Origin of the sequence: Persicobacter diffluens, assembly GCF_036244895.1 — a bacterium.
Lineage (GTDB): Bacteria > Bacteroidota > Bacteroidia > Cytophagales > Cyclobacteriaceae > Persicobacter > Persicobacter diffluens.
Map to the genome: position 1 here is coordinate 171,861 of NZ_BQKE01000005.1, position 22,952 is coordinate 194,812.

Consider the following 22,952-nt stretch of genomic DNA (forward strand, 5'->3'; position numbering starts at 1 on the left):
AATGAAAGGGAGCCGATGATGATCGACCCCCTTTTTTTCTGACTGATAATCAATGGGTAATATATAAATAGGCGTGTTTTTTTGACCATGATTTACTTGTTGAAAAGGATTATCATGATTGTTAGAAGAAATAAATCCTAAAATCCTTTTTAATCATGGTAGTCAAGGCCTTAACACCTCCCCAACATTATTGAACGGTGCTTAGCTCCCGCTCAAAATATGCACTTACGATTTTGCTTATCGCTGTTTCTTTGCTTGGAGCCTTGGCCAATGGACTACTTTCCACCCATTGTTTTTCCCAAGCATAGAAATCAATTTCATTGGCTGATGCTTCGGACTTCCACAAGGCATCGAAATAGATTTGCCACCTTTTTTTGTAAAAAGAGGTCAACAACCCATTCCACTCTTTATAGGCATAATCATGTAAATATTCCGCTCCCTCCTGATTGGACCACAGGGTGATCAATTGACGGGCATTCCAAAGGTATAATTCTTCCAAACCTACCTCCTTGCCTCTTTGCCTTGCTTTTTGTTCCCATTCCTGCAGGCTGTGGTGAGGTATTGATGCTACGGTTTTATCCATTACCTCAAATAAATCAAGAAATTTTTCCGCCTTGACCTTAGCCTTCTTTAGGTTCCCATTTTGATAGGCTTGCTTGATTTGCTGCAATAGCGCAAAGGCCTCAGCCGAAAGGTATTGTCGGAAAATCATGGCAAAATCGATGTCAAATGTTGCGGGAAAATCTTCTTGCTCGGCGGCGGTCAAAAATTGCTGTATGGCTAATTTGAGTTTTTGCTGATCGTATTTTTGCGGCGCCTCAGGCCCCCAGGCGGTAGCACGTGTCGTTTCCAAAGAGGGTCGTGAACACATGATATTCTCGAATCGCTCCGTGCTTGAATAAACGGATTCATACATCAACATCCAAGCAGTCTCAAGTTTATCCGAAGCCGATCCATACCGTGCATTTGCATAATCTTTTAACCATTGCTTCACATTTATTGCCTTCCCCTCCCATGCACTTTCATAAAAAAGTTCATAGGGCATCGGGTCATTGTAGCTACCCTCCATGGCCAAACCAATTCCTCGGAACGTTTCGAAATCATCAGATTTACGCAGTCTTTGTGGCACTGTCGCAATGCTGTCTAATTGGGCATATTGATAGGTATTGTTCCCGAAATTATTGACATTTCCCCACATAAAAGGAGTAGTTTTGAAAATCTCCCTTTGGCAATATGCTGGATCCATCTCCCCAAAAAGGTCCAGTATCAAGGTGTTTTCGGACTTGGTTCCCTCGATCAGGGCATCGGTAGGGCTTTCCTGCCAACTTTGTAAAAACCAGCTGGCACTCGGTTGATGGTTAAGCATCGCTGCCTGAATTCCCTGAGCCGCCTGCGCAAGATTAGCCACCTTTTTACCTCCTTCATGAAAAGGATCTCCGCCATAGAAGGATGCCTTGCCATATAATTTTTCCTGTTCCTTATAAAAAATATCAGCGAGCTGGTGGAAAAGCGTATCGTTTGGCATCAAAAAGGCGGGACGTTGAAGGCCACCCCACTTGCCATCCCTATGAAATTGGTTGTTGGGAAAGTGCTCCATCATGGCATTGGGCACCATGCCATAAAATGCCGGTAGAATGGGTTCCATTTCGAAATCACGCAACTGTTTCAGTATCTTTTGCTGCAAGGCAACCTGCTGATTAATGGCCGGTTGATTAATGGGACCACCCCATCCCTCCAAATTATCCATCAGCCACCAGGAAGTATAGGCAGGCCCCGGGATAAAATCGGCAATTTCCTTTTCTGAAAAGCCCACTTGTTCAAGCGTATTTTTCCATACCGCTTCTGTCCCGTTGATGGTCAAAACAAGATTGATGCCCTGCATGGCCATCCAATCCAGTTCCTGTTGCCAATCCTTCCAGTCCCAAAAAGACATGGTATAATTATAGGTTACATAATTAAGGTAATAGCGGTGCGGCATTTTCGTTGATTTAAAAATAGGCTTTGCCACCGATGGCAATCGCTCATACAAAGGAATTTGTCGACCTAGTCGGCCTATATGCCCGTGCATTACATATTTCACATAGTGATAAAAAGCCTGAGCAGCAGAGATGGGATCAGTGGCAGAGATGATGATCTGCTGATCCGGGCCATTTTCCAACAAATACTCCCCATAAGTATCCGTCGACTTTGGAACAACCCTTCTAAGTTCGAAAGCAAGATGATGCTGCGGCAATTGCCGCTCTATCAATGCTTTAACCTGAGGAAAATCACTACTCTTAGCTTCCTTTTTATGGCATGAAATGAATAAAAAAGAAACCATAAATAAGAGATATAATACTTTAATATATTTCATAATAGTAGAATTATAGTATCAAAAATTAGATGCAATAATTTTGATAGCATTATTTCAAAAAAATTTAAGTTTGAGAGCGTGTTTAAAACCAAAATTCGCATCGAAAATTTAACCCGGATTATTCATGCTTTAATCCTCGTTTAGCTACCAGGCGGAATAGTTTCCGATTTCGAGTTTTTTCCAACGAAGCAGATGAATGAGGAAAAAGCAAGCCTACCCAAATTTGGGCTTTCAGAAATCTAGCAGACCCAATCGTAAAAAATTGACTAACGGTCCCTTGCTATAGATTCTAAAACAAGCGGTGAATAATTCGGGTTAATTTTTGCAGAAGCAATACCTAATTATTTTAGAGAACATCAGTGCTATTGTTGAAAAATAATCCAAAATCACTTCCAATAATTCGAATTTGTAGTAGGATGCTGAGCTGTTTAACACGATCTAAACGAATACTGATAACCTCCCACCATAAGCCTCTATGAAGGCAGCTCGATCTTCCCCAAAAAACCACCATAAGCCGATACCCTCACCGCATTACTGGATTGAATTGCTATCTTTTGAACACTTACCCCAGTTAAAGAAGGAGTATCAGTACTGAAATTGAAAGCGCCGAATTTCTGCAGCGCGCCCAAATTAAGCTTCCAGGTCTTCGGAAAATCCTCCCCGTTAATTCCGGCCACATACCAGGCATTGCCACTGCGTCTGGCCACAATCACCTCCTTACCAATTCGTGCCTGCAGCAACCGACTCTCCTCCCATGATGCGGGTAATTCACTCAATAATTCCCGCGTTTGAATGGGTAAAGCGTCATACATTTCCGGACTATCCCCCATGTGTTGGACACCCGACTCAAAAATTAAGGCCAACGCCAGCTCATGCCCCATGGTCGTTAAATGAGGGTGATCAAAAGTGGTAAAAACCGTTGGGGTGTAATCCATAGAACCCACCACATTTCTGGTAAACGGCAGGATACAATTGGCTACGGGAGCTTTTTGAGGGAAGTTTTTACCAAAATAATAAACCTCCTCCCCCCGGACAGCCTCCATAGTGATAAGATTAGGATACATTCTGGCCCAGCCCCTTGGAATGGTGCAACCGTGGAAATTCACCATTAAATGATAATCCATCGCATCCTTCAAAATATCCAAATATAAAGCCATGATTTCTTTTTTATCGGATTGGAAGAAATCTACTTTTATGCCCTTCACGCCCCACTTTTGTAATCTTTCAAACTCTTTCTTGCGAGCATAGGCATCATGGAGCAAGTTACGTGGCGCCTCGGTGACCACATTGTGTTTGCCGCCACTATTGTACCATAAAAAAAGCCCCACATCCCGCTCCTCGGCATATTGAATCACCTCCTCAATACTACCATTTGACATATTATCCCAGTTGGCATCTATTAGCGCATAGGGCCATTGCATTCTGGCACTTAAATCAATATAGGGTTTTAATTTTTCAAAATCCTGCGGACTATCATGATCTGTCAGCCAGCTCCAGGAAGACAGGCCGGTGGCAATCCAGTCCGTATCCCCTGAAACCGGAGGGGGCGCCACCAGATTGACCAAATCGGATGAAAACAGAGTGGAAAGGTCCTCCGTGATCGTGATACACCTCCAGGGCGTAGTAATATCCCCCTGAATTCGGGGCTTAGCATCATACAAGCCATTGGCATCCATCGCATCTGGCCATGCCAGCCGGTACAGCTCCTTCTTACTTCCCTCGGCCAGATGCATGGCAGCATAGGGGGTAAAAGGCCCACTTTCACTAATCAGGAAATACTTATTTCCACTATCAAACAGTGCCGGTAAACACCATCCATTCTGGGTGGGTGATGGGCTGGCCATTTTGTACTCCTCATATATATTCTCATAGGCCGGTGTCCACTCACTTGCCTGATCATAGGGTTGTAACCAAGATAATCCCCCCTGAGGGAAATAAAATTCCGTACTTTCCTCCTGCACCTGGCTCCAGTTGTTGGCGTGTTCAGGAATAAAATACCGAAAGGCAAAGCCATCTTGAAAGGTTCTGACTTCCAATACCATTTCCCTTTCCTGACTATTGACAAAAGTAAATTTAGATTGATGATAGATCGCCGTCCTATTGGTCTTTTTGCCGGATATCAATACCATATTTTCCAACAAATCCTGCTCGTGTTCCTGCTTTGAACACCTCAACATAGTCGTATAGTCCTGCCTATCGGTTTTTATCCCCAAACTCGAAGGCCCCATGACTACCTCTTCAGACTGATTCAAAACAGCATAATGTAATAGGCCATATTTTAAATAAATATTCACAGAAAAATGGCCCTCCGGACTCTCCATGGTAATATTAAATTTTTCACTATTGGAAAGCGGAGAGCAAGCCATACACAACAAAAGTGTAAAAAAATAAAGTCGAATGGACCTTAGCCAATAAATAGGATTGTTCATAATTGTACTCATAAATGATAAAGGCAATATCACTTAAATAATCAATTTGATGGTTGAAAATTAATCCTATATGGTGCATTAATCCCGATAGCCACCCAAGTGCTCTCCCGAGGGCGCGCTTATTATTTTGATGAATTATTACCAAAATATGAATGATAATACCCCGCAGGCGGTGGCATTGGGAACAACCCTATATGCCCGCTATTTTACTACAATTCCCTATGTTTTATATCAAAAAGGTTGAGGAATCATCAACTCGCCAAAACTGCATTGTTATGATAAAATACTTTAAATATTTTGGAGCTATTGATATTATACCCAGAACTAATCCTAGTTAATTGTCATGAATATCTATAGGAATCTATTCATCATTTTTTTATTATTTCCCTGTCTGAAGGGGCTGAGCCAAATTCATAAGCAGATCGCTCCTTTTCAAGGCATTACAGACCCCCATATTCATATCTTTCAAAACAAGGCCTATTTATTTGCGGGAAGAGATGTCAATTATAGTGCCCGCGATTATGAAATGCCCCAATGGTGGATATGGAGTTCTTCTGACCTCGTTCATTGGGAAAAGGAATTTGATTTATTCCCGGAGGATACCTATATGGGGAAAATGAAAAGTTGTTGGGCCACTGATGCCGCAGAGAGAAATGGAAAGTATTATTGGTATTTAAGCCAAAAAAACAAAGAGGTTGGCGTAGTAGTGGCCGATCAACCGGAAGGGCCCTATAGGGACATTCTCCAACAACCCCTTCTACCGGAAGGTTTGACCAATTGCCATCAATACGATCCAGCGGTGTTTATCGACGATGATGCCAACAAAACGCCTTATCTGTTATTCGGTGAAACCTATCATGATCAATACCACCTTGTGAAATTAAATGAGGATATGATAAGCTTAGCGGAAGTACCACGACCTATTAAAATTTACGGGCAATACCGAATTGATGATAAGGGATTTATTTTTAAAAGAAATAATCAATACTATTTAATCTTCGGAGAAACATATGCCGTATCCAAAGAGATTTATGGTCCCTATACGGTTGGCGGAAAATTTTATGGCAATCATAATGCGGTATTCAGCTGGCATCAACAGGATTACGTCGTCACGGCCAATAATAAATGCCATGGTTGTATCCATCCCTTTATGCGGGGTTCTTCTATATATTATCTGCATTTTCGAGGTGATGGATCAGTGTATGTGGATGAAAATGGCGGCTATGGCGTGGGTGCTTATGATGCTAACCGACCTCGTTTGGAGGCTGAAAATTTCTTTAAAGCCAAAGAGGTAAGAAAAGTGAATGGAATAGCGGACGATTTTTATATCAGTCCTACAAAAGAAAATGCCTATGTTTGCTATCCCAATATTCATCACCTGGAAGATAAAACGGAGATCACCCTGCTGGCCGCTAATAATCGAAAAGCAGAACCGGCCTTAATAGAGATCAGAGCCAATGGACCTGAGGGGGAAGTTCTGGGCGTTGCAGAAATCCCGTTCAGCTGGAATAAAGTCAAAGCCATCAAATGCCCATTGAAATCCATGAAAGACGTCCGTGAAATATGTATACTGTTTAAATCGGTGGCTTACCCTGCCATCACCCTGGATGCCTTTACTTTTGCCCCTGAAAATAAGGATATTAAAACACCTCTTTGCCATTGGAATTTTGAAAATGGCCCTCAGGGTTGGCAAGCAAAGAACAATAGCATGAAATGGCAGAATAAGTCCATTACTTCCACCGAAAATGGAAAATGGCAGATTACTTCCCCGATGAATATCAAGGCCAATTTATCGGAAGGAAATCAATTAGTCCTCCAAATAAAAAACAATAGTTCGATAAATTCAGGTGAATTATATTTTAATACCGTCATTGACAGTCTGGGGAATCAACAATTGATGCAATGGTCGGAACAAAATAAATTCCGCTTTAACCTCCAAGCCCATTCTGACTGGAAAGCCTATATCATCAACCTTTCCGACCATAAACAATGGACCGGCAAGCTTAATCAACTACGCCTAATATTTCCGCCGATTAAAGCCGGATCATTAGAAATTTCAGATATCCAATTATGGAAATATGACGACTACCAATATGCAAATGATTATGTTGATTTTATATATTAATCACTGATTATTCATCCATCAGCTAATAGCGTATTTAATTATGCTCCATCTGACTGCGTTTTCGATTTATTATTGGAAGTGATTTCCAATAAGTCAAATTCGCAGCCGGAAGCTGGGTTATTTTTAACCCTTTAATAAGCAGAATTTGGCTAAGTTAGCTTTCTCCTCAATCATTTACTGTGTTGAAAAAACTTGCAATAAGGAACTATTCCTTTTTTTCCCGCGATGCAGCTAAACGAGGATTTAAGCATGAATTCATCGGATTTAGATCGTGTTTAAAAGCCAAAATTCGAAGCGAAAATTTGAAGTATTATAGAAGCGATACCCGATTATTTTGAGAGAATAGCATCGCTATTGTTGAGAAATTACATACAGCTAGACATTTTTGCCTAAAAACGTAAAAAGCGAATCAACAATAGTAACTTTGGGTTCCCACACCAACAAAGATCTATGTTCAATTCGCTTCACAGCAAACTTACGCAAGAATTTCCAAAATGGGGTAAAGCTTGCTGGAAAAATGTACTCGCTTTAAGTTTAGGTATCATCCGAAAAGGAACCGTATGTCTTAATAAAGTGAAAGATTGCATAGGTAGCATTTTAGAAAATCAGAGTACTTCCGCCTCTGGTCATTACAAACGCTTAACCCGCATATTTACGGAATATTCTGACACCCATTTATGGAGTGATCTATTGCAATTATCCGCCATGCATATGCATAAAGGTGGGGATTTTTTGATGGTGGATGGCACCAGTTGGAAGCAAGGGGATCGCACTTTTCATTTCATGACCTTGGCAATTTTGTATAATGGAGTAGCTGTGCCGATCTATTTCATGAATCTGGAAAAGAAGGGCATCAGTAATCAGGAAGAAAGAATTCAGTTGCTTGAAGAGGCGTCAAAGTTATTCAATCTTGAAGGCAAAATTCTCTTGGCTGATCGTGAATACGCAGGACAGAAATTCATCAAATACCTTGAGGATAACGGCTTTAAATATGTGCTTCGGGTAAAAGAATGCAACTTTAAGAATCAGTGGAATGAAAAATCTATGACGAAAGCGCAAATGATTTCAAAAGTCATAAATAGTAAGGTGAAGGGCAAAACGATGTCCGCTAAGATGAAGTTTGAAGCCGGAGACAATTGCCGGATGGTCATCAAGAAAAGTGAAGATGCGGAAAAGGAACCTGTGATTTTCCTTCTGACAAATCTATCTAAAAACGCATATAAAGTAGCTGAGGACTATCGGAAGCGATGGCAAATTGAGACATGTTTCAGACATTTGAAGACCAATGGTTTTGACCTTGAAAAAATGAATGTTCAGGGAGCAGATAGATGTCGGTTAATGATGGCTATTGTCGTTTTTGCATATTCGGTATCCATAGCTCATGGGTTAAAAAAGTACAAAAATGTTCGTCTGAAAACTTATGCCAATGGTAAAAGGTACAGATCCATTTCCGTTTTTCGAAAAGGAGTCGAATGCATCGCAGAAGCTGATTACAGAATAGAAAATTGGGGCGAGTATATCCTGATTCACTTCTTAAGCCATGATCGGAAAATTTGCCCCAAATCAATAAATGTCTAGCTGTATGGAGAAATTATCCAAAATCGCTTCCAATAATTCGAATTTGAAGCCGGATGGAGCGCTTTTAAACAAGCTCTTAATATCTGGGTATTGTAGGGTAGGCTGTCGAATATTTCGGACTGATAGCTGGTTTCTTCCTGACAAATGACTCTGGCGTGATCAGAACAGTTTTTTTTTCTCACATTAAAGGATTTTCGACAGCCTAATTTTAGGGTTTGTAAGCCGAGCAGTTAGTAGAATGGCCGGTAGTGATCCATCTATTTTTTTAATATCCGCTTATAAAAACATTGTTTTTGATCCCCCACTACCCTTACAATATAAATTCCTGTTTTCAAATCCTTAAGATTTAATGCAATATTATGGGTATCCAAATGCTCTTTTTTACACACCCTGTTTCCCAATAAATTGAAAATTTCTACTTCTCTTATTTTATCAGCCTGATAAATATGCAGCTGGGTAGACACCGGGTTTGGGTAAAGTTTGATTTGCCCACTTCCAACCTTCAGCGGGGGGACCTGCTCTATGGGCGTTACTTTAATACTAATTTCGTCCCGAAGATGAGGAAAATATAACGCCTCTACTGACACGATAGCTTCTCCGGCTCCCACCGCCACCACCTTACCACTCGGGTCTACCGTCGCGACCTCAAGATTGGAGGAGAACCACTGAAGTTCTGGTAGGCCCAGCTCCCGCGGATCCACCTCTACCTCTAGTTGGCACTCTTCTGTGACCTCCAACACCGGCGCTTTATCGACCACAATCTGTATTGCGGACCACTGCAGGCCAAGACCAATATTATCCACATAAAAATGATTGGGGATGCCAGCCCCCACATCCGGTTGTATGATGATCTGATGAATATATTGAAAATCCTCCCGATCAAGGTCGTCATTTTTTGTACTGAAAATCATTTCATGTACAGGAAAGGAAAATGTGCTCCATTGATAAGGCGCCAGGTCTATGCGCATTTGCTGTACTTCCAAAGCACATTGTTCTTTTCCATCCTGATCAAACTGAATTAATTTCAGGGCAATATTTTCTGTGCGGACCTCAGAAAGCATTTGTAGAAAAAATTCATTATTATTCCCAAGAGAGATTGGACTGGCCGTCTGAAGACCGAACCCACCACCGAAATTAGTACCCGTTTTTTCAAAATGATAAACCCTATCAGAGCCATTATCCCCATCCCGCTGCACATTATCCACCACTTCACTCACAAACACTTCCTCTTCTCCATTCCATCCAAAGGAGCCATTCCCATCTTGCCAATTGAAATTAGACTGTTCAAAATCGATGTATACCGTTTGGTGCTCCTGGCCACAAGCCTCCGTGTCCGCCGCTTGCTTCAAACGAAAATTATCAAAATAGACCGTATAATCCGCAGCAACGGCTTCCGGATTGGCAAAAATTGAAAAATTATCCATCTTGCCTTTATCCGGTATCGCCAGCGAAAGGGTCTGCCATTGATCTGAGGGCGTGATCGGCAGGCGGCCGTCTACCTTTCCCCCTTCCACGGTGGTAATTTGATAATAAATTTCGTTTAAGTCCTGAGAGAGAAAATCAAAAGAAAAGTCCAGATGTTGGCAAGTCGAATAAGGGTAAAGCGTAGGGGAACTAAAGCCAAATAATTTCCATTGACCGCCCCCCCTTTCCACCGCCAATACCTTTTCGGAGGCGTTAATCCCATTCTTAAGCGGATTATCGGCTGCATAGTCGATTTGGTCATGGTCACTGTAAATTTCCACCTGTTTCTCCAATTTACCTTGCCCAAAAACGGGAATATAGGCATCAAAATCGGCGATGATGGTATAATTCGCTTGATTCACCCTCACCCTTATCTCATCGAAAACAGCGGTATTGGAATTTGACCGAACCGTAATGATTGCCTCTCCCACCGCCATGGCGATTAAATCTTCCTCCTCAATACGAACAACATTTGCATTAGAGGTTTCCAATGATACCGTCTTATCGGAAGCTCCCTCCGGAAGAACTTCCACGGTTAACTTTTTTGTGCTCCCATTGAGCATTTCTAACACTTCCCCCTCAAAGCTGATTTTCACTTCCTCCACCGGCCGTTGCTGTAAACCCTGGTTGGTAAGCCTGATCTGCGAAGCAACAGAACCATCCAACGTTTGTACGGTAATCGTTGCCTGCCCATCCGCAAGTGCCGTTATTCTGCCAAATTGATCAACATGCGCTACGGACTCCTCCGAACTAGACCATACCAACATGGGTTGGGTCGCCTGTTTATTATCCAGACTCACGGCAATCACTTTTGCGTCATTAATATATTGAAAATCATCTATCTCACTTTCCGAAACATGGATGGAGCCTACTTTTTCCACACTACCGGAATTGGTGAATACTCGTCCATTAACGAAACCATACGCAATAGCAGCGTGCAATGAATTTTGGTGGATTGTATTTTCCATATGCATCGGAGAAATCACATTTTGTGACATACGCTCATGGCCGGGCCACTCTAAAACAGTTGGCGTCATGGAAAAATTATGCCAATGTTCACTCCAGGGTCCCTGTCCTCCCAGACGTTCGATGCCATCGGCCATGGTATGGGTATATCCTTTTTGCTGCTCTTTTGGCGTAAATGCCCATGGGCCATAAGGAATCCAACCCGGGAACACACCCCAGTTTTCAGTAATCGTACGGCCATCCAGGTTAAACCCACGCAAAATCGGTCTGGGCCCCACCCCGGTCATATTGGTACTATGCCGAGGATTGGTCCCAAGGAAATAGTCGGCAGTGGTATGCACCACTTCTTTGTATTTCTGATCTCCGGACAGGGCATAAGCGACCATGGTTTCAAACATCCATGGCGTTGTGGATTGCCCCACCAACATCGGCATATCAAACAAGCCGCCCCAGCGGGTAGCTCTTTTTTCCGCAGCCTTCATTCCTGCATTTGCTGCGGTAGTCAATGCAGCGGATTTAAGTGCATCCTGCAGCTCCTGATTAACCTGTAATTGATCCGCTAACAAATAAGTATAAGCTGAAAATCGCTGGTCATCGGTGAATTTTACGGCATTTTTAAACCGGTTTAAACCTTCCTCGGCTATCCGGTGATAGCGTTGTTCCCCCGTGAGGCGAAATAAATTCACCGCCGCATAAGTTCGGTATATATACAAATCCTCGGGGTAATTATTTCCTGATGCAGGTTGGTTCGCCGGATCAGCAGCCCATTCGAAAGAGGTTATCGCCTCCTGCACCCAATTTGCATTTACTTTGGTCATAGCATCAAAGGTCTGCGCATCCAGCATTTCTACCGGCCACTCTTCCGGATTTCGCCCTAATTTTTTTAGAATGATGGCCAATTGGGCAGCCTCCCCGGCATACATATAAGTCATAAAAGCATCCGCCTGCGTCACCAGTGTAGGACGATGATCCTGCCAGGAAGGTGTCCCCTCATGTTCCGGATTGCCAAGCGTATTATTATAAGGATCCGCACATACTCGTGCCCCTCCCAGGCCTCCGTCAGAATAGCCTGCCTCCATCAGGGCTTTCCTGAGCCTGAAATTAAATTTCACCAACCAGGAAGCCTCGTCGATCAAATCGGGAATCCCATTACCACTTTCGGGAATATCATACTCATTATCTCCAAAATGTTGGGGGAAAAATTCATACATGGTCATCAATGTCATCGGGACGCGCTGGTGGTGGGAATACCCATCCCAATCCCCTGCATCCTGGTACCAACCCGCTACATTTAGCACATTACCCTCAGCTGCGCTGATAATTTGGCCCGTATTATTCCCACCATTGTCCGCATTATCCCATTGCATATAGGGAAAATCAGAATACAAAATTTGCCCCTGATAGGAATGGCCTTCGGGATCATTCACAAATGGATTTTGAGTAATGGGACGAATGTACGGCTGGCCGCCATAACTGGCTTCAATCCGAATACCGCTACGCTGATGATAAATGGCTCTGGCGGTTGCATAATAAGCTTCCCAGAGAGGATCCTGCCCAATTTTAAAGGGGTAAGAACAACCCATTTTGGGAACCACCAGCCGATATACTCCTGCAGCCGTCAGGGCTGAAAAATCAGCTTCATAGACATCAGCACCTAAAAAATTATTATCGGGCGTTTCCTCTGGTTGCCCGGTTTCTACATTGGTTTTGGCTTTTCGAAAAACCACCGTGCCTTCCAACACCTGCCCCCCGCTTTCCCGCAACACATAAAAAGGAGCGCCCTCATAAGCTGATAAATCAATGGCGCCCAAGGATCCGGCCCATTGGTATAAATACCCGAATTTTAGGGCATCCTCCGCATAGCCGATAGTATTGACGTGGATGGTTTCGGAGCGGAGATTTTCCTCTTCAAAGATAAAGGAAAGGGTTTGATGGTCAGCAAACTCCAATGCCGAAATATCGAGGGTATATTCTTCTCCACTTTTAAGCGGCTGTGGCAGACGCAGGAAAATACGATGTTCACTGGACCAACTCTCCTCCGCTGGCACATATTTGCCTGCGCTCCAGACTACACCCTGATAACTGTACTCGGTCCCGATGGATTTTCTGCCCACTGCCAATGGGCCCACAGCTTGCGCATACTGAGGGTCTCCTGAGGAGGAAAGCCAATAACTATTACTTTGATCCAACAAGTCCGCCCGGTAATAATGCTTATGAACTTTTGCATCTGCATTAGCCGTACCGGCATATTCAACATAGCCATCATCAATAAAAATCGACAGCAACTGATCGGTGATCGGCGATACCGAAATCTGATCCTGGGCAAAGCCGAAACGGAACTGGATCAGTATTAACAAAAAAGTAGTAAATATCCTTTTCATAGATTATATAAAAATATATTGTTCACTAAAATGTAGTACAAAAGCCCTAAATTGGGGTGGATTAATCAATCAGCTTTTCGCACAAGATCCCCCCCAGCGTACTAAAAAGCAGGGCTAAGATTATGATTTAGAAAACTATAGATTTTGTTAGAGCATATTTAAAAGCTAAAATTCGCATCGAAAATTAGAAGTATAGCCATAGCGACACCCAATTATTTTGAGGGAATAGCAGCGCTATTGTTGAGAAATTATCCAAAATCGCTTCCAATAATTCGAATTTATAGCCGGAGAGTACACTTTTAAACATGCGCTGAGAAAAACATTTCTTTAGCCGAATAATTCATGCTTTCTTCTCATCCATCCACTTCGTCGGAAAAATTCAAAATAGAAATCTATACCTTCGTTTTTCCAGCATGTCCACTAAATAAGGAGGTAGAGCATGAATAATCCAGCTTAATAATGCTTCATTTGGTTTAGGAATCAAACCTCCACTTGAATCTCCAAATCCTGCCCTTTTTTCTTCTCACATTCGAAGATCAACTGCTTTTTGGAGGCGTCGTATTTATAAGCACCCTCCTGCAGTTTTTCCCCATTAATGATCAGGCTTCCGGCTTCAGCTACATCTTTAAGGATAATCGTAAAGGAACGGCTATCATAGGCTTGCTCCCCGGTAGCGGATACCTTTAAATGCAATCCCTTTTGCTTTGGAGTGAGGTCAAACTGCGTCCAGCCGTAGTGTCCCCGCTCATAGCCTCTGCTCAGGCCATCGTCCTCATAAAGTTTAAAGCTGCCCGCTCCGCTGTAGGCTACGATTGATAGATGGCTTTGGTCTAATTGATCTGCCCGCATCACCTCATCCGCCAGAGGATAAATGGTACCGGAGGAAACAAATACAGGAATTTTTTCCAAACCGGCCTCCACCTGATGCTCAAGCCCACCGGCATATTCCTGATCGGACCAGAAATCAAACCATTTTTCCCCCTCTGCTAATTGGGGCAAATAGACGGTTTGCTTCCGTACCCCTTCCCGGTAAACCGGGGCCACTAAAAAATCCCCAAAGAGGTAGGAGCGCTCCACTGCCGGCGTAACCGGGTCTTTATATTTCATAAAAAGGGGTTTAATTAATTGCTCTCCCTCGAAGCTCGTCCTGGCAGCATAACTGTAAATATAAGGAATGAGGCGGTATCGTAATTTCAGATAATCTCTGGTAATGTCCAGCGTCTGCTGATCAAAAGCGTAGGGTTCGCAGGGTTGGTCCTCCCCGGAATGAGGACGTAAGATGGGTGAAAATACACCGAACTGAAACCATCGGGTATATAATTCCGGTGTTGTCCGGGCTTTGGGACCATCATAGCTTTGCCAATCACCAATCCGATCCCATGCGTTGGTAAATCCCCCAATATCGGAGGCAAAATGCGGCATTCCACTCATCGAGCACCCAATCAACATAGGGATTTGCAACTCCAGCGCCTCAAAGTTTTTGGCCGCATCACCGGACCAATTGAATGCCCCAAATTTATGCATACCTGCCGTTCCTGCTCTTGTAATATTATAAAGTCGGCGATCAGGGAAGTCTTTTTTCATGCCCTGATCCAACAGCTGAGCAAATAGATAACTATAAATATTATGTATCTTGGGTTCTTCTCCTCCAAAAAATTGTCCCTCTTCCGTCGAAACATCCGGCTCAGTCAGATCCACCCAAAAAGCATCTAAGCCCAGGTCTAAATTAGCCTTTTGTTTTTGCCATAACCATTGTTGGGCATCGGGGTGGGTCAAGTCAAGCAAGGCCGCCGATCCGGCCCAAAAAGAAGGCAAAACATAGGACGAATCACCTACTTTCATCAACCAACCTTTTTGATCTAAAAAATCGAAATTTTCAGAGGAAACATTAATTTGTGGCTCATTGATAATCAGCGTTTTGATTCCCTGCGATTTTAAATCCTGCATAAAAGATTTGGGATTGGGAAAATTACTTTTTAACCAGGTAAAATTCCCCATATTATGACTACCATCATCATAGCCCCCAAACCAATTAGCATCAAGGATAATGGCATCCAAAGGCAAATCGTGTGTTTGAAACTCCTTTACCACCGATTTGACTTCCTGTTCATTTTTATAGCTACATTTACTTTGCATCAAACCAAATACCCATCGAGGGGGTAAAGCGGGAAAACCCGTGAGTTGAAAATATTGATTTTGTAAAGCCTGAAGATCTTGTCCGGTAGTGAAATAAAATACCATTTGTCCGCCATTGGATTCGTAATGCCAGGCCGCTGAATCCGCCTTGCATAAATCAAAATATCCGGTATAACTATTGTCAATAAAAATTCCAAAATTTTGATCCGTATAGACATAGGGAATGTTAACCTGAAGATTTTCATAAGCTTTACTATAGCCTCCCTGGTGATTATTGGTGGTGGAAAATGCATGCCCTATACGATTTACACCAATTGTTTTTTGCCCCATCCCATAAAAAGCCTCCACTTTATGCCGCTCAAATTTAATTTGCCTTTTCTTTCCTTTTAGCTGAGTGGAAGTGAGTGTCGTTAATTTATTTCCATTTTCATCTTGTAAGGTTAGCGTTAAGGGACTTTTAGAGATCATTAATCTCAGCTGGTCACCGATCATCACCAAACTGTCCCGGTACTCCCTGAGCTCCGGCATCATTAGCTCTTGTTGCTCCACAAAACTAAAATCGTGCTCACTTTGGTCCAAAAGGGTCACTTTGATTAATCCCTTTTTGAAAAAATTCAATTGTATTCGGTCTTCGGGCCCCATAATTTGGTAGCCCTGATCTATTTTTGCAATACGGTATTGTCCATCAGAGAAAGTTGCGGAATTACAGGACCACCACAAAAAGGATAAAATAAATAGTAGATAGCGTTTCATAGCGATTAAAAGGTTTAAAAAATAATCGCTACTAATTATTAAAAATTAATCCACAAGGTAGTGGAGTATTAATTCATTTAGGAAGATTAATCTTAAGCCAAATAATTGATTATCCGGAATTTTCAGGATTGAATCCTCCCTTCGCTCCAAGGCGGAAAAATGAAGATATTTTTTCTATCTTAGGTTTTTTCGAAGGAAGCAGAGGAATAAGAAAAAAGTAAGCCTACCTCAATTTGGGCTATTAACAAATCAGCAATCATCATCCTATTGATTTGATAATAACCCAATGAAGCAAGCTTACTTAAAGCGCGTTTTAAAGCCAAAATTCGTAGCGAAAATTTGATTATTGCAGAAGCGACACCCGAATATTTTGAGAGAACAGCATCGCTATTGCGGAGAAATTATCCAAAATCGCTTCCACTAATTCGACTTTACAGCCGAATGGTGTGCTTTAAAACACGCTCTTTATTTATCGGTGAATAATTGGGGTTAATAAACCACCAGCTGATGGACACTCAATCCCTCATCACTGATTACTTTTAAAGTATAAATCCCTGAGGAAATATTAAACTGATAGGAACGACTTACTGGCTGCTTTTGAAAAACTAGTTTTCCTGTAATATCGTATACCAGAATCTGTTTCAGCACTTGATCATAACCCTTTACCTGCACCTCCCCTTGACTAGGATTAGGATAAACTACTATTCCTCTTGATCCTGCTACCAATTCCCTTGCGTTATTCTGATCCGGATTAAAAGTGGAAGAATTCGTAAGGATAAACTGGTCTACCGGCGTGCCGTCTTCCCGCATATATACTCCGAATTGTTTCAGACCGGTAGCATCCACATTAAAGGTGGCCGAACATTTGGTCCATAGCCAATCGGTCGTATTATCGGGTAAATGCCAATCCGATATTTTTTGTCCCTCTAAAGTCGTGGTGATAGAATTGTCTGCCCCATTGCTACAGCGATGTCTCACCCAAAGATAATGCTTGCCAGTCTTAGTAAAATCGATATCATAAAACATACTTGGCCCTTCGAGCGAATTATTGGCATTGGCGTTATTATTGTCCGGTACAACCATATAATAAGATCCGCTGGCACCTGAATCATTTACTTCTTGCCATTGCATATTCACAAAACTATTTTGACCATTGGCCGCACTCATATAGCCTTCTGCTTCAAAAGTGACCGTTCCATCCGGCTGTTGGACATAAACCGTCTCTGAAGCAGCAACCGTGATATTAACAAAATAATAAGGAGTCGCAATGTCATCAAAATCTTTCGCCTGAATGACCAGCTGATGCTCTCCTTCCGGAAAATCATTGGCCTGCCAGCTAAAGGGATTACTCAGGTCATTTCCCAGAAAGAACCACTCCCCATTGGTGACTCTGAAAAAAGAAACCACATTAATATTGCCGGTCACCGATGTTTGAATATCTATCAGCTCACCGGCCTCAAAGCTTGCTCCCTCCACCGGAGAAGTGATAATAGCAGATATCGGCTGGGTATCCTGATTCGGATGATAATTCGGATCTCGACTCACTTGTATCCGGTCGATTTTGGTACCATCTTCCCGCATGTAAATCCCTAAAGTGCGAATACCCGTATTGCTGACATTAATGGTAAGCTCACTTTTTCTCCACACCCAGTCCGAATGATCGCCAAGATTCCAGTCCCCAAGATTCTGCCCCTCAAAGGCAAGCACTATGGAGTTGTCGGAGGCATTATCGGGTTGACACTTCAGCCAGACATAATGCGTCCCCACATGCTTAAAATCTATGAGATACTCCATTTTTGGTCCATCCAAAGTACCTCCTGCATTCTTATTATTATCATCACTTACGCTCATATAAAACCCGCCATCAGCCGTCACATCTTCCCTCTCCAACCAGAATTTGCCTTCAAACTGCCCCGTGCCGGTTCCCCGCCAGGAATAGTCCTCCGCTTCCATATTGACCAAACCATTGGACTCCGAAGATTGTATAAAAACCGTTCCATCCCCCAAATGCACGGAGGGTGTATTGACGGTAAGGGTATTACTAAAGCCCGACTTATTCCCACTGCGGTCCACTGCACGGATCTTAATCGAATAACTGCTCAGGGGGTCCACCTCCTCAAAAGTATATTGCGTTTCCGGCGTAGTGCCAAAAAGGACGCCATCCACAAACACCTCATAATGTTTGAGTTGATCATTATCCGTGGAGGCCGTCCAGGCGATTTTAAATTGCAAGGCGGCTATTTCAAAGGCATAAAGGCCTGATGGATTAGTGGGTGTCTGGCTATCCCCATCCGAATTAATCAGCACAGTAGCCTCCCCTGCGGAGGAGTACTTACTCCATGCACCTCTGTCACTAATGGCCACCGCGGTCAGTTTAACCTCCGTATTGGCGGGCAAAAAGGGCGCCCATTCCACCTCGAAATTGTTCGATGACTGGTCACTTTCTCCGATAAACCTCCAATCGGCATAATACCTCACGAAACGAGTGTTTTGAGAAGCAGTAGCCTGGAGGGTGGTTTTATCACCGGAAACCGTCTGATTATCATTGAGCAAAAGATTAACCGTCGGCAAGGCAGGCACTCTGAAATTCCCACCTACCACATTGGAGATTGCCTTTCGATAGCCGGTATTGAAAATCATATAATTGTTCTGCTGATGAATCGTAAATTCTCCTCCCTGAATACTGTATTGGTTAAAGAACTTTTGTTCCGTCCCCGGCCAGGCCGTGGGGTTATCAATCGCACTCGGGTAAGCGGCCGTGCGCGACCAATATTCCGAGGAGATAGAAATGTACCACCAATAATCGGTGGCGCCGAAATAAGTGGTATAGCCAATATCAGGTCGAGCCGAATACACCATACTGTTAATATCGGTAGTAAGCCATCCATTAGGGTTAAATACCCATTGATCCGAAAATTCTCCCAGGCCGGATAAATACACCATATTCAGCTGGTTCCCACCCAGGGCATAGTTCATACTATTATGGATGACGTCCGCATATTTTTGATCCCCTGTCAGGTGATGAGCAATTGTCACGAGCGTTAATCGTGGAGTATTCACCCCTCCAATCTGAATAAACTGGTCTCGGTCATTCCCCTGTCGAAAAGCGTTTTGCTGGTTATGCGCTACCTTGAATTCATCCGCTTTACGGATGACCTCAGACCGACAGTCCGCACGAAAAGTAGCATCCAAATTAGGATGAGTGGCGGGCAGCATTGCCATAATAGACTGACAAACATCGATAATATTTTGGTTCGACCACTCCCCATCCGTTTTCTTGGGCTCCCAATTAAAATAAGCCTTCAGGTCATCCTGATATTGGTTGTAAGCGGTCAATCTGTACAATAGCGCTGCGGCAAAACCTTTGGCCCTTAACTCCTCATTTTTTGAATCAGCATAGTCGGTATTTTGTGGATGAGCCAACCCCCAATTATAGGCATTAATTGCTTCATTTCTCCAGCTGTTGTACTCCGGATGGTGGCCGCTACCGGTGAGCTGGTGAAATTTGTCCAGACATTCTGCATAGTAGGCCGCCAATCCCGCATAATAAAAGGTGGCCCAGGCAGACTCTCCCGATAAATACCAGTCCCGCGTATCCTGCCAGGCGGTGATATTGATGCCCGGCACCCCATCGCGCCCCACATAACCCGGAACTCCACCGGTGCCGCCATAATTATTTTGAAGAATATCTTTGGACCGTTTGTAATACTTGATCAGCCAGGCTGCCTCATCCAAAAGGTCCGGAATACCATTGTTCCCCTCATCAATCCACGAACCGCTATCGGAAAGTTTATATCTGTTACCAACATCTCCATCCTTAAAAGTGGCAGGGCTTAAATCATACAACATCAACAAAGCCATGGGCACCTTGGCATGGTGTACATATCCATCCCAATCGCCGGCATCCATATAATAACCATAAATCCCGTGGACTTGCACGGCAGTTGCTGTATTAAAACCATCGCCGGAGTGATCATCACCCGGAAGATAGTCCTTATCCCATAACCATTTGATATCATCATAATGATGATCCCGTGGCATCACGCTTCCATCCGTTTTCTCCTTGACAATGCCCTGTCGTTGCCAAAACAAGCCTTTCATCGCATAAACAAAAGGCTCGTTGATGGCGTCTGTCCCAATCTCAAAAGGATATGAACAACCCAAATCATCCACCACCACCACATACTCTCCCGGAGCATTAAAATCAGAAAAATCACATTCCCACACATCGGCACGAGTATAATTATAATCCGGTGCAAAATCATAACTGCTGCTCTCCGCCTGATCTTTGCGCAATCTCAATTTCACGGTGCCGGTAAAAACGGTTTGTTTGGTCTGATAATTTACCAGGCGAAAAGTTTTGCCATTGTAGGCATCCAGGTTCAGGCCTCCATTGGTATGTGGGGTGGCGTCAAAATCTCCCATCCATTGAGAAAGATAGGCATATTTCGGCCCGCTGGTGGGGAAGCCCACCATATTGACATGAATCGCTTCAGATCGCATTTTTACAGGATCATAAGTGAAGGACCACTTTCCCGATCCACTCACAATGTGATCCAACTGCAAATCATAGTGTTTATTATTTTTTAAAGCAAAAGGCAATTGAATATATACCCAGTGCCCCATCACGTAAGGAATTGCTGACCATTCATCATTATAGTGTATGGCTTTTGATTTCCTGCCTACATTTATCGGTGATTGGGCAGCATAGTATTGTCCATCATCTGTACTGGAGATCTTAAAATTTTCTAATTGATAAAGCTGTTGAGCGTCCGTAGGATCATGGTAAGTGATATGATCCGGTACATTCTCCCCCACACCATAGGTATCAATAAAACCATCTTCAATATAGACCAAAAGGACGGTATTGCTCATCGGAGAGACCCTTACGATCTCTGATGCCCTCGCCTTTAATAGAGGCAAGAGCAACAGGCAGACTAAAACCACTGCCCGAATTTTTTTTATGGGGATAATCATAGTATAATTTTTTACATGAAAAAAAATTTAATTGATATCGCGATATGTAGACTAAATATTATAGTTCTTATCCAAACAATGGTGGACTAATCCTAATTTTTATACCTAATTTTATTATCCACCTTTTAGAATGATTCACCTCCAAACAGACGCACAAAAAAAGTCCAACAGGAATTCAAATTCCCGCTGGACCAAGCATACTATACTAATTATTTATTGAAAGATTTATTCGTTTAACTTAAAGGAATATTTTAAAGTCTCCACATTAAAGGTAAAGTGAACACCTTTATCTGCAGAGCCAGGGAAATCTCTTTTTACTGCATCATTACCAATTTTCATCTCTCCATCCTCTTCAAACTCGATGGCAGTTGAACATTCATTTACCGTTTCTTTACCCGTATTGTCTTTAACAAAAGCCTTGACTAAAAAATCACCGGAGGTTTCTGATAGATCTTGTTCTGCCCCTTTCTCAATTCCCCAGTCCAAACTAACGGTACCATCTTCATCTCCCCAAACACCGTTGGCGTTATAGACCAACATAAACTGATATCCATTATCCAGTGGGGTATTATTCAAATCATCATCTCCTTGCCAGGGGTTATATGCCCAGATATCTGCTTCCCAAAGTGCTGGATTATCGGCATTTTGGGTCATTGCGACCCCTTTGCCCCAGGCCGCCTCCGGCATTTGACCTTTTACGGTATTCACCACCCCAATCATCCATATTTTCTTCACATCGCCATTGGCAGCAGTGTAATCCCAGTCAAAATCAAAGCAAAAGTTCTGATCCTCAATTTCTATTTTATATTTTTCATTGTCAATATGAGCGTTAACCACTGCTACTTTAGCATCACCGGCATCTTTGATTTCAATAGCAGAATTTTCTCCGCAGGTTTCCGTTTTCACCATTAAATCACCCTCTAAAGCATCTTCTTCCCCCTCTTTGGTTCCCCAGGAATTCCCTGCATCATCCATAAAAAGTAAACTTGCATCCTTCCCGCCCAATACAATCCTTTTATCAAACTCACTTAAGTCTTTTCCTTCGTTCATTGGAACTTCCTCCCCATTGACACTAATCATCAGCGCCTCTGGCGATTGCACCTCACACTCTGGCTCGGGATCTGGTCCCGGATCAGGATTGTCAACTGTTGTGGAATCAGAACAAGCGACAAAAAATACGGCCACGAAAAAAAGTAGCGCAAAACGCTCAAATTGGTATAGATTAAAAATTTTCATAATGATAAATAAAAATGTTTGAAATAAATTCTCATTTAATTAATGATTACTTGATCAATTTAGAACCAAAAGCGTAAACATCGGTGGATAAAAACACCCAATCGGGGGCATAATTAATGATGAATAAATCTCCACAACAAGCGTGATTCGATCCAACCCCATTATTAAAGCATATATAATTTTCGACCTTATTAACTAAAATGTTCATTATTACCATGCGTTATAAACATATTTTAGAGGTATAAAAATCATGAATAAACCCCAATAAATATGGTCATCCTCAAGAAAAATTCATCTACTGCAATCAGCCGATAACATATGCCTTCCGCTTAGCTGCACAGGAATTCAGAGCATGTTTACAAGCACATCATACGGCTGCAAATTCAAATTATTGGAAGCGATTTTGGATGATTTTTCTACAATAGCGAGGCTATTTTCTTAAAATAATCTTTTATCACATCTGCAATAATCAGATTTTCGCGGCGAATTTTGGTTTTTAAACACGCTCAAATTCTTTTAACCCGGATTATTCATACTTAAATCCGCGTTTAGCT

The 22,952-nt window shown here is 42.7% G+C and carries 9 protein-coding genes; 2 read left to right on the top strand and 7 right to left on the bottom strand.

Annotation, left to right across the window (positions count from 1 at the left end):
• Positions 1 to 187 precede the first annotated feature (187 nt).
• The gene (locus tag AAA970_RS24080; protein ID WP_338239447.1) at positions 188 to 2,353 is read right to left on the bottom strand and encodes an alpha-N-acetylglucosaminidase; all 2,166 of its coding nucleotides are present in this window, start codon (positions 2,351 to 2,353) and stop codon (positions 188 to 190) included.
• 473 nt (positions 2,354 to 2,826) lie between these two features.
• Positions 2,827 to 4,794, bottom strand: coding sequence for a glycoside hydrolase family 97 protein (locus AAA970_RS24085; RefSeq protein WP_338239448.1), 1,968 nt, complete (start codon positions 4,792 to 4,794; stop codon positions 2,827 to 2,829).
• 331 nt (positions 4,795 to 5,125) lie between these two features.
• On the opposite strand from AAA970_RS24085, the gene AAA970_RS24090 reads away from it, so the two are divergent.
• Together AAA970_RS24090 and AAA970_RS24095 are read left to right on the top strand one after the other, a co-directional pair.
• Positions 5,126 to 6,907, top strand: a complete 1,782-nt coding sequence (locus AAA970_RS24090) for a family 43 glycosylhydrolase (RefSeq protein WP_338239449.1) — start codon at positions 5,126 to 5,128, stop codon at positions 6,905 to 6,907.
• 450 nt (positions 6,908 to 7,357) lie between these two features.
• Positions 7,358 to 8,485 carry a transposase gene (locus AAA970_RS24095; protein ID WP_338239450.1) on the top strand — a complete coding sequence of 376 codons (1,128 nt, stop codon included), beginning with the start codon at positions 7,358 to 7,360 and terminating at the stop codon, positions 8,483 to 8,485.
• Positions 8,486 to 8,742: 257 nt separating this feature from the next.
• Here the strand turns inward: AAA970_RS24095 and AAA970_RS24100 are convergent, their stop codons facing one another.
• From AAA970_RS24100 to AAA970_RS24120, 5 genes are all read right to left on the bottom strand, one after another.
• Entirely contained in the window at positions 8,743 to 13,296 is a 4,554-nt protein-coding gene (locus tag AAA970_RS24100; protein ID WP_338239451.1) for an Ig-like domain-containing protein, read from the bottom strand.
• Between the two features lie 480 nt (positions 13,297 to 13,776).
• Complete coding sequence (locus tag AAA970_RS24105; RefSeq protein ID WP_338239452.1) at positions 13,777 to 16,185, bottom strand: glycoside hydrolase family 31 protein; 2,409 nt, start codon at positions 16,183 to 16,185, stop codon at positions 13,777 to 13,779.
• 489 nt (positions 16,186 to 16,674) lie between these two features.
• A complete protein-coding gene (locus AAA970_RS24110; RefSeq protein ID WP_338239453.1) occupies positions 16,675 to 21,162 on the bottom strand; it encodes a cellulase N-terminal Ig-like domain-containing protein in 4,488 nt (1,495 codons plus the stop codon).
• A gap of 225 nt (positions 21,163 to 21,387) precedes the next feature.
• Positions 21,388 to 22,398: a hypothetical protein gene (locus AAA970_RS24115; protein WP_338239454.1), complete on the bottom strand. Its 1,011-nt coding sequence runs from the start codon at positions 22,396 to 22,398 to the stop codon at positions 21,388 to 21,390.
• 46 nt (positions 22,399 to 22,444) lie between these two features.
• Positions 22,445 to 22,606 (bottom strand): hypothetical protein, encoded by a 162-nt coding sequence (locus AAA970_RS24120; protein ID WP_338239455.1) that lies wholly within the window; start codon positions 22,604 to 22,606, stop codon positions 22,445 to 22,447.
• Positions 22,607 to 22,952: the final 346 nt, after the last annotated feature.

What these genes read in the sequence shown, in the direction of transcription:
- AAA970_RS24110 (WP_338239453.1), bottom strand. Translation starts at nt 21,162, where the DNA reads ATGATTATCCCCATAAAAAAAATTCGGGCAGTGGTTTTAGTCTGCCTG.
- AAA970_RS24115 (WP_338239454.1), bottom strand. Translation starts at nt 22,398, where the DNA reads ATGAAAATTTTTAATCTATACCAATTTGAGCGTTTTGCGCTACTTTTT.
- AAA970_RS24120 (WP_338239455.1), bottom strand. Translation starts at nt 22,606, where the DNA reads ATGAACATTTTAGTTAATAAGGTCGAAAATTATATATGCTTTAATAAT.
- AAA970_RS24085 (WP_338239448.1), bottom strand. Translation starts at nt 4,794, where the DNA reads ATGAGTACAATTATGAACAATCCTATTTATTGGCTAAGGTCCATTCGA.
- AAA970_RS24090 (WP_338239449.1), top strand. Translation starts at nt 5,126, where the DNA reads ATGAATATCTATAGGAATCTATTCATCATTTTTTTATTATTTCCCTGT.
- AAA970_RS24105 (WP_338239452.1), bottom strand. Translation starts at nt 16,185, where the DNA reads ATGAAACGCTATCTACTATTTATTTTATCCTTTTTGTGGTGGTCCTGT.
- AAA970_RS24095 (WP_338239450.1), top strand. Translation starts at nt 7,358, where the DNA reads ATGTTCAATTCGCTTCACAGCAAACTTACGCAAGAATTTCCAAAATGG.
- AAA970_RS24080 (WP_338239447.1), bottom strand. Translation starts at nt 2,353, where the DNA reads ATGAAATATATTAAAGTATTATATCTCTTATTTATGGTTTCTTTTTTA.
- AAA970_RS24100 (WP_338239451.1), bottom strand. Translation starts at nt 13,296, where the DNA reads ATGAAAAGGATATTTACTACTTTTTTGTTAATACTGATCCAGTTCCGT.